General features: G+C 70.0%; 12 protein-coding genes. 9 read left to right on the forward strand and 3 right to left on the reverse strand.

Annotation, left to right across the window (positions count from 1 at the left end; genetic code table 11):
* Positions 1 to 43: 43 nt before the first annotated feature.
* From yajC to ACFVSU_RS02810, 4 genes are read left to right on the forward strand one after another with little or no spacing between them, the layout of a single operon-like run.
* On the forward strand, positions 44 to 505 hold the full coding sequence (yajC, locus tag ACFVSU_RS02795; RefSeq protein ID WP_387137702.1) for a preprotein translocase subunit YajC: 462 nt from the start codon (positions 44 to 46) through the stop codon (positions 503 to 505).
* A 43-nt stretch (positions 506 to 548) separates the two neighbouring features.
* Positions 549 to 2273, forward strand: coding sequence for a protein translocase subunit SecD (gene secD, locus ACFVSU_RS02800; RefSeq protein WP_387137705.1), 1725 nt, complete (start codon positions 549 to 551; stop codon positions 2271 to 2273).
* Positions 2273 to 3265 carry a protein translocase subunit SecF gene (secF, locus tag ACFVSU_RS02805; RefSeq protein ID WP_387137708.1) on the forward strand — a complete coding sequence of 331 codons (993 nt, stop codon included), beginning with the start codon at positions 2273 to 2275 and terminating at the stop codon, positions 3263 to 3265. The genes secD and secF overlap by 1 nt, the downstream gene beginning before the upstream one ends.
* Positions 3266 to 3319: 54 nt before the next feature.
* Positions 3320 to 5569, forward strand: coding sequence for a RelA/SpoT family protein (locus ACFVSU_RS02810; RefSeq protein ID WP_387137711.1), 2250 nt, complete (start codon positions 3320 to 3322; stop codon positions 5567 to 5569).
* Here ACFVSU_RS02810 and ACFVSU_RS02815 read toward each other — a convergent pair.
* From ACFVSU_RS02815 to ACFVSU_RS02825, 3 genes are all read right to left on the reverse strand, one after another.
* On the reverse strand, positions 5539 to 6105 hold the full coding sequence (locus ACFVSU_RS02815; RefSeq protein WP_387137713.1) for a hypothetical protein: 567 nt from the start codon (positions 6103 to 6105) through the stop codon (positions 5539 to 5541). The two genes, ACFVSU_RS02810 and ACFVSU_RS02815, sit on opposite strands and share 31 nt — an antisense overlap.
* A gap of 114 nt (positions 6106 to 6219) precedes the next feature.
* Complete coding sequence (locus tag ACFVSU_RS02820) at positions 6220 to 7491, reverse strand: DUF349 domain-containing protein (RefSeq protein WP_387138696.1); 1272 nt, start codon at positions 7489 to 7491, stop codon at positions 6220 to 6222.
* Between the two features lie 454 nt (positions 7492 to 7945).
* A complete protein-coding gene (locus tag ACFVSU_RS02825) occupies positions 7946 to 8254 on the reverse strand; it encodes a dioxygenase (RefSeq protein WP_387137716.1) in 309 nt (102 codons plus the stop codon).
* Positions 8255 to 8444: 190 nt separating this feature from the next.
* Between ACFVSU_RS02825 and ACFVSU_RS02830 the strand changes: the two genes are divergently transcribed.
* The 5 genes from ACFVSU_RS02830 to ACFVSU_RS02850 all read left to right on the forward strand — a co-directional run bounded on the left by ACFVSU_RS02830 (position 8445) and on the right by ACFVSU_RS02850 (position 12022).
* Positions 8445 to 9737 carry a replication-associated recombination protein A gene (locus ACFVSU_RS02830; RefSeq protein WP_387138699.1) on the forward strand — a complete coding sequence of 431 codons (1293 nt, stop codon included), beginning with the start codon at positions 8445 to 8447 and terminating at the stop codon, positions 9735 to 9737.
* Positions 9738 to 9824: 87 nt separating this feature from the next.
* On the forward strand, positions 9825 to 10361 hold the full coding sequence (locus ACFVSU_RS02835) for a PadR family transcriptional regulator (protein ID WP_387137719.1): 537 nt from the start codon (positions 9825 to 9827) through the stop codon (positions 10359 to 10361).
* Between the two features lie 13 nt (positions 10362 to 10374).
* Positions 10375 to 10758 (forward strand): hypothetical protein, encoded by a 384-nt coding sequence (locus tag ACFVSU_RS02840; protein WP_387137722.1) that lies wholly within the window; start codon positions 10375 to 10377, stop codon positions 10756 to 10758.
* A 176-nt stretch (positions 10759 to 10934) separates the two neighbouring features.
* On the forward strand, positions 10935 to 11564 hold the full coding sequence (gene rpsD / locus ACFVSU_RS02845) for a 30S ribosomal protein S4 (protein ID WP_018170803.1): 630 nt from the start codon (positions 10935 to 10937) through the stop codon (positions 11562 to 11564).
* A 161-nt stretch (positions 11565 to 11725) separates the two neighbouring features.
* Entirely contained in the window at positions 11726 to 12022 is a 297-nt protein-coding gene (locus ACFVSU_RS02850; protein WP_310290802.1) for an ATPase, read from the forward strand.
* The last annotated feature ends 37 nt before the right edge of the window (positions 12023 to 12059 follow it).

Raw genomic sequence — 12059 nt, forward strand, 5'->3', positions numbered from 1 at the left:
GCCGCCCTGGCGCCTGCCTGACTCGAAAGGTGCTTCCAGCTCCATGGACTTCGCTTCCTTCCTGAGCAATTACGGCCTCATCATCCTGCTGGTCGTGCTCCTCGTCTTCATGTTCTGGAGCTCCCGCCGTCGTATGCAGAAGCAGAAGGCGGAGCAGGAGCAGAAGGCCCGCCAGACGGTGCCCGGCTCCGAAGTCCTGCTGCAGGGCGGCCTCTACGGCACGATCGTGTCGTACGACGCCGAGAACCTCGACCAGCCCGCGATCGTCGAGCTCGCGCCCGGCGTCGAGATCAAGGTGCACAGCCAGGCGATCCTCCGCGTCGTGAACCCCGGCGAGCACGCGGTCACCGAGGACGAGTACCTCGCCGCCGAGGAGAGCCACGCCGAGTACGCCGAGGGCGTCGCCAACGGCGACATCACCTCGATCAGCGACGACCAGAGCTCGGCCGCGGGCAAGGAGAAGACCGACCCCGACGCCGAGACCGGCACCAAGTCGCAGGGCTGACGCCCCTCCGTTCGCCCGTTCGGGCTCTCAAGAAAGCAAAGACGTGGCGACATCCACCCCCGTCCGGCATGCATGGCGCGCGCTGACCGGACTCCTCGCGATCACGGCGCTCCTGTTCGGCATCAACGCGCTCGGCGTGTACGTGTTCGGACAGAGCTCGTGGACCCCCGCGCTCGCGCTCGACCTCCAGGGCGGCACACAGATCGTCCTCGAGGCGCAGACCGAGGACGGCGCCGCTCCGTCCGAGGAGCAGATGCAGCAGGCGGTCACGATCATCCGCCAGCGCGTCGACGCCTCCGGCGTCGGCGAGGCCGACGTGACCACCCAGGGCGGCAACCAGATCGTGGTGCAGATCCCCGGTCAGGCCGACGAGGAGACCCGCAACCGCATCGAGGCATCTGCGCAGCTGCAGCTGCGAGCCGTGCTGTACGCGGGGGCGCCGGCGAACACCTTCGTCGGGGACGACGGGCAGGCGACGCCGTACCCGACGCCCGACCCGTCGCTGCAGGCGACGCCGACCACGTCGCCGACGAACGGCAGCGACCTGGCATGGATCACGCCCGCCCTCCAGGCGGAGTTCCAGGCGTACGACTGCGCCGATCCCGCGAACGATCCCGCGAATGCGCCGACCGACGAGCCGCTCATCACGTGTGACGCCGACGGCACGGTCAAGTACATCCTCGGCCCGGTCGAGCTCGACGGCTCGTCGATCGACGACGCGACCTTCGGCCTGCAGCAGAACAACGGCCTGTGGGCGGTCAACCTCTCGTTCGACGCCGAGGGCACTCAGACGTTCGGCGAGATCAGCCAGCGCCTCTACGGTGCACAGGCCCCGCTGAACCAGTTCGCCTTCGTGCTCGACGGCTACGTCCTGTCGGCTCCGTCGATGAACGGCGTGATCCTCGACGGCAAGCCGAGCATCACGGGCAGCTTCACGCAGGAGACCGCGAAGGTCCTCGCCGACCAGCTGAAGTACGGCGCGCTCCCGCTCAGCTTCACGGTCGAGAGCTCGAACTCGATCTCCGCGACGCTCGGCTCGCAGCAGCTGCAGATCGGCCTCATCGCAGGTCTGATCGGTCTGCTGCTCGTGGCGATCTACTCGCTCATCGTCTATCGCGCGCTGGGCTTCATCATCATCGCCTCGCTCGCGGTGATGGCGGTGCTGACGTATGTCACGCTGTGCATCCTCGCGTGGCGCATGGGCTTCCGCCTCTCGCTCGCCGGTGTCGCGGGTCTGATCGTGACGATCGGCTTCACGGCCGACTCGTTCATCGTCTACTTCGAACGCATCCGAGACGAGCTGCGCGACGGCAAGTCGATCACGGGTGCCGTCGAGGACGGCTGGGGCCGCGCCAAGCGCACGATCTACATCTCGAAGTCGATCAACATCCTGGCCGCCGTGGTGCTGTACATCCTCGCGGACTCCACGGTGAAGGGCTTCGCCTTCACGCTCGGCCTCACGACCGCGATCGACGTCCTGATCTTCATCCTGTTCACGCACCCCGTGCTGCAGCTGCTGGCGCGCACGCGGTTCTTCGGGTCGGGGCATCCGCTGTCAGGGCTCGACCCGACCGCGCTCGGCGCCGTCTATCGCGGTCGCGCGCAGTTCCGCGAGCCGGTGCTGGCCACCGGCGCCGCCGGCCGCCGCAACGCCAAGTCCCGCGGTGAAGCCGCACGTCGCCAGACCATCGCCGAGCGGAAGCAGGCCGAGCTGGCCGCCGCCGACAGCGCGAAACCCGGCACGAACGTCAAGGAGGGAGACGACTGATGCGCTCCATGAGCCAGTTCGGCAACGACCTCTACACCGGCAAGACGTCGTTCCCCTTCGTCGGCCGCCGCCGCCTGTGGTTCCTCATCGCGGCGATCCTCGTCCTCGGCTCGGCCCTCGTGCCGCTGCTGCGCCCCATCCAGTTCTCGATCGAGTTCACGGGCGGGTCGCAGTTCACGGTGAGCGGCGTCGCCGCGCCGATCGACCAGTCGCTCGCCACCGACGCCGTCCACTCGGTCGTCCCGGACGCGACCACCAAGGTCGTCACGATCGGCGACGACGCGGTGCGCGTCCAGACCGACCAGGTGACGGATGCCGAGAGCCGCGAGATCTCTGCGGCCCTCGCCGAGACGTACAACGTCCCCGAGAGCGAAGTCAGCTACGCCTTCATCGGGCCCAGCTGGGGAGCCGACGTGACGCGCCAGTCACTCTGGGGTCTCGCGATCTTCCTGGCACTGACAGCGATCATCCTGGCGCTGTACTTCCGGACGTGGAAGATGTCGCTCTCGGCGATCATCGGCCTCGTGGACGTGCTCATCATCACGATCGGCGTCTACGCACTGTTCGGCTTCGAGATCTCGCCCGCCGCCGTGATCGGCTTCCTGACGATCCTCTCGTACGCGCTGTACGACACCACGGTCGTCTTCGACAAGATCAGGGAGAACACGAGCGAGGACGGCGAGGTGTCCGGGCGCACGTTCGGCGAGTCGGTCAACCTCGCGGTGAACCAGACCCTCGTGCGCTCGATCAACACGACCGTCGTGGCGATCCTCCCGACCGGCGCGATCCTGTTCATCGGCGTCATCTGGGCCGGCGCGCAGACGCTCACCGACCTGTCGCTGTCGATCTTCGTGGGAACGATCGTGGCCGCCTACTCGACGATCTTCGTCGCGGCGCCGCTGTACTCGCTCTTCCGCGAGAACGAGCCGGCCATCAAGACGCGCGACGCACGCGTCGTCGCGGCCCGCGAGCTGGCGGGCGTCCCGGCCTGAGGGTCCGCAACGCGGGCGTAGGATTGTGAGGTCCGGCGGAGGGGAGGGGATCGAATGACCGAGACCGTCCCCCCCGCCCAATCCTCGTCCCTGCGGCGTCTCGTCCCTCGGATCTTCTCGAGGTCGGCTCGCCGCGACGACGTCGAGCAGCTCCTGCGAACGGTGCGCACGCACCACCCCAAGGGCGACCTCTCGATCGTCGAGCGCGCCTACTCTGTGGCCGAGACCGCTCACACCGGTCAGCTGCGCCAGAGCGGCGAGCCCTACATCACGCACCCGCTCGCGGTGGCGCAGATCCTCGCGGATCTGGGTCTCGGACCCCGCGCGATCGCGGCGGCGCTCCTCCACGACACCGTGGAGGACACCGAGTACTCGCTCGAGATGCTCACGAGCGAGTTCGGCGACGAGGTCGCCATGCTCGTCGACGGCGTGACCAAGCTCGACAAGGTCAAGTACGGCGAGAGCGCGCAGGCCGAGACGGTCCGCAAGATGATCGTCGCGATGTCGCGCGACATCCGGGTTCTGCTGATCAAGCTCGCCGACCGCCTGCACAACGCGCGCACGTGGGGATTCGTGCCGCCCGAGAAGTCGCGCAAGAAGGCGACCGAGACGCTCGAGATCTACGCGCCGCTCGCGCACCGGCTCGGCATCCAGGCGATCAAGTCCGAACTCGAGGACCTGTCGTTCGCCGTGCTGCACCCGAAGCTGTACGCCGAAATCGACAGCCTCGTGAAGCAGCGCACCCCCCAGCGCGAGCAGTACGTGCAGAACGTCATCGACGCGGTCGACAGCGACCTGCGGGAGCTGCGCATCCGCGGCCGCGTCATGGGGCGTCCCAAGCAACTGTACTCCGTGTACCAGAAGATGGTCGTGCGCGGCCGCGAGTTCGATGACATCTACGACCTCATCGGCATCCGTGTGCTGGTCGGGAGCGTCCGCGACTGCTACGCCGTCCTCGGCGCCATCCACGCACGATGGACCCCGCTTCCCGGGCGATTCAAGGACTACATCGCGACCCCGAAGTTCAACCTCTACCAGTCGCTGCACACGACCGTGATCGGCCCCGGAGGCCGCACCGTCGAGATCCAGATCCGCACGCACGAGATGCACCAGCAGGCGGAGTACGGCGTCGCCGCGCACTGGAAGTACAAAGAGCAGATGAACGGCGGCAAGGCGGATTCCAAGTCCGTCGACACCGACATGGCCTGGCTCGCCCACATCTCCGACTGGCAGGCCGAGACCGCGGATCCCGGCGAGTTCCTCGACTCGCTGCGGTTCGAGATCGGCGCCAAGGAGGTCTACGTCTTCACGCCGAAGGGGCGGGTCATCGGCCTGCCGTCCGGCGCGACGCCCGTGGACTTCGCGTACGCGGTGCACACCGAGGTCGGCCACCGCACGATGGGCGCGAAGGTCAACGGGCGCCTGGTGCCGCTCGAGTCCGAGCTCAAGAGCGGCGACGTCGTCGAGGTGTTCACGTCGAAGAACCCCGACGCCGGGCCCAGCCAGGACTGGCTCGGATTCGTGCGCAGCACCCGCGCCCGCAACAAGATCCGCGGCTGGTTCACGAAGGAGCGCCGCGAGGAGGCGATCGAGCAGGGCAAGGAGTCGATCGCGCGCGCGATGCGCCGGCAGAACCTGCCCCTGCAGCGGCTGATGAGCCAGGACTCGTTCACCGAGGTCGCGCATCAGCTGCGCTACGAGGACGTCTCGGCGCTGTACGCCGCGGTCGGCGAGGGGCACGTCTCGACCCAGTCGGTCCTCGAGAAGGTCACCGCGCTCGTCGCGGCGAACGACACCACCACCGGTCCGATCGACCTGCCGGTCGTCGGCAGAGCCCGCGCCCCCCGCAACGGAGATTCCGGCATCCTGGTGCGCGGCGCGCCCGACATCCTCGTCAAGCTCGCGAAGTGCTGCACGCCGGTGCCCGGCGATCAGATCGTCGGCTTCGTCACGCGCGGCAGCGGCGTCTCGGTGCACCGCGCCGACTGCACCAACGTCAAGTCGCTGATGGAGGACCCCGAGCGCCTCATCGAAGTCGAGTGGGCACCCACGACCAAGAGCGTCTTCCTGGTGCAGATCCAGGTCGAGGCGCTCGACCGCTCGGGACTTCTGAGCGACGTCACGCGCGTGCTCAGCGAGCACCACGTCAACATCCTCTCGGCGACGGTCTCGACCTCGAACGACCGGCTGGCGCTCAGCCGCTTCGTGTTCGAGATGGGCGACATCGTCCACCTCGACCGCGTGCTCAACGCCGTGCGGCGCATCGACGCCGTCTACGACGTGTACCGCGTCACGTCGTCCTGACGCTCGTCGACGAGCGCCCGGAGGCGCGCGAGCGCCGCACGCTTATGGGGGAGCGCACCCGCCTCCAGCCGCGCGATCGCCCGGTACGCGGCATCCGTGTCGATCTCCGCGAGAAGACGCGCCGCCTCGGTGTGCACGTCGTCGCCCACGCGGGCGAGGTCGGCGAGGGTGCGCTCCGGCGTCGTGACGAGGACGCCGCCGACCAGCTGGAGATCCTCACCCGGGACCTGGAGATCGCGGTAGACCACCCGGCGGTCCGGCCGCACGTGGAGGCGGCGCGGCACCCCGCGCTGCACGGTGTGGCGCGACGGAGGCAGCGGCAGTCCGCCGTGCACCCACGCCGCCGACAGGTGGGTGGCCGCGAGCGTGTCGCCGAGGGTCTCGGCGAGCGAGCCCGCGCGGAGCGCCGCCGTCTCGACGGCGTCGGCGGGGATGTACGCGTCGCCGAGCGCCACGAGGTCGCCGTCGACGCACGCCGCCGTCAGCTCGGCGCGCGAGAGCCGCTCATCGGCGAAGTACAGGAAGGGCGATCGCACGGAGGCAGTCTGCCGCACCGCGCATGATCCGTGGATGCCGCAGCCGGCCGATTGTGGAGAACCCGGCCGCCGCGCACGCGACGACCGGGTTCTCCTCGGCTCAGACGGGGCTGATCAGCCGCCGAGCGCCTTCAGCCACGTGCGGCGGGCCTCGAGCGCATCGGTCGCGTTCGCGATCGCCTTCTTGTCGCCCGACTTCTTCGCGGCCTCGAGCTCGTCCTCGAGCTTCTGGATCGCGTCGGTGAGCTGGCGCGTCATGTCGTTGGCGCGGGCCTTCTGCTCCGGGTCGTTGCGCTTCCAGTCGGCGTCCTCGCGGGTGCGCAGCGCGTTCTCGACGCGACGCAGCTCGTCATCGAGCGAACGCTCGGTGTCGCGCGGGAAGATCCGGCCGATCTCGTCCCAGCGGCGCTGGATCCCGGTGAGGATCGAGCGGGCCTTCGCGATGTCGCGCTCGTCGCCGACCGCCTTCGCCTCTTCGAGGAGGGCGCGCTTGAGGTCGATCTTCTCGCGAGAGGCTTCGGCGTCGGCCGCCTCGCGCTCGATCCGCGCGCCGTACAGCGCGTCGCCGGCGGCCTTGAAGCGGGCCCACAGCGCGTCGTCGACCTTCTTGCCGGCGCGACCGGCGGTCTTCCACTGGTCGAGCAGCTCACGGTAGGCGGCGATGCCGTCCTCGCCCTTGGGGGCGAGGGCCTCCGCCTTCTCGACGAGGCGCGTCTTGCGGTCGCGGACGCCCTTGTGCGCCTCGTCCAGCTCGGCATAGAACGCGCGGCGGTGCTTGTCGACCGTAGCGCGTGCGTCGCGGAATCGCTTCCAGAGCTGCTGCGCGGTCGACTTCGGCAGGCGGGGACCGTTCTGCTGCTGCGACTGCCACTGGTCGAACAGGGAGTTGAGGTCGGCCGTCGCCTGCTTCCACTGCACGGTGCGGGGGTCGCGGGCGGCCAGGGCCTCGGCCTTCTCGACCAGCTCGGTGCGCGCCTTGACCGCGTCGTCGACGGCTTCGCGCGCAGCGACGGCCTCGGTCGCGGATTCGGCCGCGAGGGTCTCGGTGAGTGCGGCGACGCGGGCGACGAGGCTCGCGAGGTCGCCGACGGCGGCGGCTCCGTCGAGCTTGCCGTTGATCGTGCGCGCGGTCGAACGCAGGTCTGAGGCCGAGGCGCCGCCGCGGCGGTGGCGCACCTCCAGGAGCGTCACCTCGCTTGCGAGGTCGGTGTACTTGCGCTCGAAGTAGGCGAGGGCCTCTTCGGCCGACCCGTCGGGATACTGCCCGACGACGCGCCAGCCGTCGGCCTCGCGGACCGAGACGGTGCCGTCCTCGTCGACGCGGCCCCACGGCTCGTCGGCGGAGGGCGCGGCCTCGACGACGACGTCCACGACCTCGACGGCCACGACTTCGCCGTCTTCGACGACTTCGGCGACCTCGATCACCTCGACGGCGACGACCTCGGAGTCTTCGACGACCTCCACCACGTCGACCTCGACGACCTCGACGTCGACGTCCGCCGGAGCGGACTCTTCAGCCGGGGTCTCGTCCGACGGCTGCTCGGTCTCGGCGGCGTCGTCGGCAGGAGCGTCGGCGCCGGGTTCGGCGTCCTCAGAGGTCGCGACATCCGCGTCCGCCGTGACATCCGTCGCGGTGGCGGCGTCGTCATCGACGGCCGGGGTCTGATTCTCGTCGGCCCCAGTGGTCTCGGGGGCGTCGGTCTCGGGCTGGAAGTCTGCTGCGGCAGTCACGGGTTGCACCTCATCGCGGCTCGCGCCGTCTGTAGGGAGTAGGACGGCTCACAGCCTAGTACGGCGGATGCCCCGCCCGAGGTGCGGTTGCGGCGCGAGACCCGAGATGTCAGGGCGTGGGCGTCGGCGTCGCGCTCGGTTCCGGCGTCGTCGTCGCCGACGGGGTCGGCTCCGGGGTCGTCGCGGTCGGCGTGGGCGTCGACGAGGGCGATGGTTCGGGGGCGCCGGGTCCGGCTACGAAGTACAGCGTCTGCGCGCCGATCAGGCCCAGGACGAGAACGCCGCCGACGATGCCCGCGATCAGGTTGTCGCGCGTGCGACGGCGCGCCTGGTCGTCGTGGAACTGACGTCGCGCCTCGTACAGCCGCGTGCGCTCCCGCGCAGCCCGTGCGTCACGGTCCTTGCCACCGGTCGCCACGTGACCTCCTCGTTGCGTTCGTGTCGGGCGCATGCGCCTCGTGCCAGGCAGCGCCCGGGCGGGTTGATCCTACGGGCCCGCACCGCGGCGGCCAAACCGCGGCGGATCCCGTGTCGTGAGCGCGGGATAGCCTGGTGAGGTGACAGGTCCGACTGCGCTCTTCCAGGGGCTGACGCCTCTCGCGGTGCGCATGCGCCCGACCTCGCTGGAAGAGGTCGCGGGGCAGTCGCATCTGCTGCGGGCGGGGTCTCCGCTGGTGATCCTCGCGAATCCGGATGCCGCGGCCCGCGCAGCGACGTCGGTCATCCTGTGGGGCCCGCCGGGCACGGGGAAGACCACGCTCGCTCAGGCGATCGCCCGTTCCTCCGGGCGCCGGTTCGTCGAGCTCTCGGCGGTGACCGCCGGCGTGCGCGACGTGCGCGAGGTCATGCAGGAGGCCTTGACGCAGCGCGATCTGTACGGCCAGTCCACGATCCTGTTCCTCGACGAGATCCACCGCTTCACCAAGGCGCAGCAGGACGCGCTCCTGCCCGGCGTCGAGAACGGCTGGGTGGTGCTCATCGCGGCGACCACCGAGAACCCGTCGTTCTCCGTGATCTCGCCCCTCCTGTCACGGTCGCTGCTGCTGACGCTCAAGCCGCTCACCGACGAAGACCTCGGCATGCTCCTCGACCGCGCGGTGGCCGATGCCCGCGGACTGTCCGGCGCGGTCGTGCTGGGCGACGAGGCGCGCGCCGCGCTCGTCCGCCTCGCCTCCGGCGACGCGCGGCGGGCGCTCACGGCCCTCGAGGCCGCAGCATCCCTCGCCCTTCCCGATGAGGACGACGACGAGGCCGAGGCCACCACGCCCGAGATCTCGGCCGACAACGTCGCGCAGGCGGTCGACCGCGCGCTCCTGCGCTACGACCGTCAGGGCGACGAGCACTACGACGTCATCAGCGCGTTCATCAAGTCCATCCGCGGATCGGATGTGGATGCCGCGATCCACTACCTCGCCCGCATGATCGAGGCGGGGGAGGACCCGCGGTTCATCGCCCGGCGCCTCGTCATCTCGGCCGCAGAGGACATCGGACTCGCCGACCCCCAGGCGCTGCCGATCGCCGTGGCCGCCGCCGACGCGGTGCAGTTCATCGGCATGCCCGAAGGCCGCATCCCGCTCGCCGAGGCGACGGCGTACCTCGCGACGACAGCGAAGTCGAACGCCGCCTACCTCGCCATCGACGCGGCGATCGCCGACGTGCGCTCGGGTGGCTTCGGCCGGGTGCCGATCCACCTGCGCGACGCGCATTACCCGGGCGCGAAGCGCCTCGGCCACGGCAAGGGCTACGTGTATCCGCACGACGCCGAGATCGGCATCGCGCCGCAGCAGTACCTGCCCGATGAACTGCGCGGCCGGCGCTACTACGAGCCGAAGGCGCTCGGCGCCGAGCGCGACGTCCAGGCGCGTCTCGAGAAGATCCGTCGCATCCTCGACGGCGGCTGACCGCCCCGCGTTGACGCACGATATCCCTCAGAGGTAGATTGATATCCCTCAGAGGGATATTGTCCGTGTCATGCCGGGAGGCGCCGAATGCAGTTCGTGATCCTGGGCCTGCTGCTCAGCGGACCGCTCTCGCTCTACGACGTGCAGAAGCGGTTCGCCGCGGGCATCTCGCTGTTCTACAGCGCGAGCTCCGGCAGCATCCAGCGCGCTCTGCAGCACCTCGTGGACGACGGGTCCGTCACCGTCGCCGAGGCCGACGGCAGCCGGCGCGGCCGCAAGGTCCACCGGATCACCGACGAGGGGCGCGAGCGGTGGCGCGCGTGGATGCGGGCGCCTCTCCCGGGAGGAACCGATGCCGAGACCACGGTCCTGGCGAAGGTCTACCTGCTCGGCCTGCTCGAGGCGCCGGGGGATCGGGCGGACGTCGTGCGCGGCATCCGTGAGCATGTCGACGCATCCCGCGCGGCGCTGGAAGCCCTGGCGACCGAGGCGGACGCGAAGGCTGCCGGGCTCGATGACGCGTCGCGCAGGATCTTCGCGTTCCAGCGAGCGACGCTCGAGTACGGGCTGCGTTCGCACGCCCTGACGCGCGAGTGGATCGACGACGTGGGGGAGCAGGCATGAACGGACGACGCCCATGACCCCGCCGATCGTCGCCGCCGTCATCGCATGCCTCGTGCTGGGCGGTCTCGCCGTCCTGCAGATCTGCGTCGCCGCGGGGGCGCCGTGGGGACGGCTGGTCTGGGGCGGGGCGCACCGCGTCCTGCCGCGCGGTCTGCGCATCGCCAGCGCGGCATCCGTCCTCCTCTACGCCGGCTTCGCCGCGGTGCTCCTCAGTCGGGCCGGAATACTGCCGGGCGGCGACAGCGTCGCCGTACGCATCCTGACGTGGGTGCTCTTCGCCTACTTCGCCGTCGGGGTGGTCATGAACGCCGTCTCCCGGAGTCGCGCCGAGCGCCTCACGATGACGCCTGTCTGCCTGATGCTCGCCGCCTCGACGCTGGTCATCGCCCTCTCATGAAGGCCCGACCGCGCGTCTGGTAGGCTTGAGCGGCTCGAAACGCAGTTTTCGGGCATCCCCTCTCTTCCTGACCTACCTTCCGGCATGCCCCGGCGTGCAGTCCGGACAGGGCGAAGACAGGGCGATACGTCCGCGGGCCGTGAAAGACACGGCCGCGTCATCGAAAGGAACACTTCGTGGCAACGAAGTCCCAGGACCGCCGCAAGGTCCGTCTCTCCCGCGCCCTCGGCGTCGCGCTGACCCCCAAGGCAGCCAAGTACCTCGAGAAGCGCCCCTACGCGCCGGGTGAGCACGGCCGCACCAAGCGCAAGCAGGACAGCGACTACGCCGTCCGCCTCCGCGAGAAGCAGCGTCTGCGCGAGCAGTACGGCATCCGCGAGAAGCAGCTGCGCATCCAGTTCAACGAGGCCCGCCGCACCCAGGGCCTGACGGGTGAGAACCTCGTCGAGCAGCTCGAGATGCGTCTCGACGCCCTCGTGCTGCGTGCCGGCTTCGCCCGCACCACCGCGCAGGCGCGCCAGCTCGTCGTGCACCGCCACATCCTCGTGGACGGCCAGCTCGTCGACCGCCCGTCGTTCCGCGTGAAGCCGGGTCAGCTCATCCACGTCAAGGCCAAGAGCGAGGGCATCGAGCCCTTCCAGGTCGCAGCGCTCGGCGGTCACGCCGAGGTCCTGCCGCCCGTTCCGGGCTACCTCGAGGTCGAGCTCGACAAGCTCCAGGCCCGTCTCGTGCGTCGCCCCAAGCGCGCCGAGGTTCCCGTGGTCTGCGACGTGCAGCTCGTCGTCGAGTACTACGCGGCGCGCTAGCGCCGCGGGCGGAAGCGGTGCGAAGCACCGCGTCCGCAATGGGTACAGCGCGCTAAGCAGCGGCAACGCATGGAGGGCGTCGGGGAGACCCGACGCCCTTCGTCGTTTCCGCATACGATGGGGGGATGCCGCGCCCCGGCGGCCCGCGAGGAAGTGGTGACATGAAGAACCTCCTGTGGTTCCTGCTCGGCATCGCCGGCGGTTTCGTTCTCGCCCACCTGGTCAACAAGGACCCGCGCGGCCACGAGATCCTCGCCGACGTCGACGCCCGCATCACGGAGTTCACCGACCGCATGGGCGACGCGTACCGCGAACAGGAGGCCCGCTTCGCCGGCCTCGTCGACGACGTGAGGGATGCCGCCGCCGACGCCGCCTCGAGCGCGCGGGCCGCAGCATCCGACGCCGTCGGGAACGTCGCCGACGCCGTCGACGACGCGGCCCGCAAGATCGCCGACTGAGACGCCCCGGCGGCGCGCCGCCGGCACGCTCGAACCC

Origin of the sequence: Microbacterium sp. NPDC058062 (assembly GCF_042885375.1) — a bacterium.
Taxonomy (GTDB): domain Bacteria; phylum Actinomycetota; class Actinomycetes; order Actinomycetales; family Microbacteriaceae; genus Microbacterium; species Microbacterium trichothecenolyticum_C.

What these genes read in the sequence shown, in the direction of transcription:
- ACFVSU_RS02850 (WP_310290802.1), top strand. Translation starts at nt 11,726, where the DNA reads ATGAAGAACCTCCTGTGGTTCCTGCTCGGCATCGCCGGCGGTTTCGTT.
- ACFVSU_RS02810 (WP_387137711.1), top strand. Translation starts at nt 3,320, where the DNA reads ATGACCGAGACCGTCCCCCCCGCCCAATCCTCGTCCCTGCGGCGTCTC.
- ACFVSU_RS02835 (WP_387137719.1), top strand. Translation starts at nt 9,825, where the DNA reads ATGCAGTTCGTGATCCTGGGCCTGCTGCTCAGCGGACCGCTCTCGCTC.
- yajC (WP_387137702.1), top strand. Translation starts at nt 44, where the DNA reads ATGGACTTCGCTTCCTTCCTGAGCAATTACGGCCTCATCATCCTGCTG.
- ACFVSU_RS02840 (WP_387137722.1), top strand. Translation starts at nt 10,375, where the DNA reads ATGACCCCGCCGATCGTCGCCGCCGTCATCGCATGCCTCGTGCTGGGC.
- ACFVSU_RS02830 (WP_387138699.1), top strand. Translation starts at nt 8,445, where the DNA reads ATGCGCCCGACCTCGCTGGAAGAGGTCGCGGGGCAGTCGCATCTGCTG.
- secF (WP_387137708.1), top strand. Translation starts at nt 2,273, where the DNA reads ATGCGCTCCATGAGCCAGTTCGGCAACGACCTCTACACCGGCAAGACG.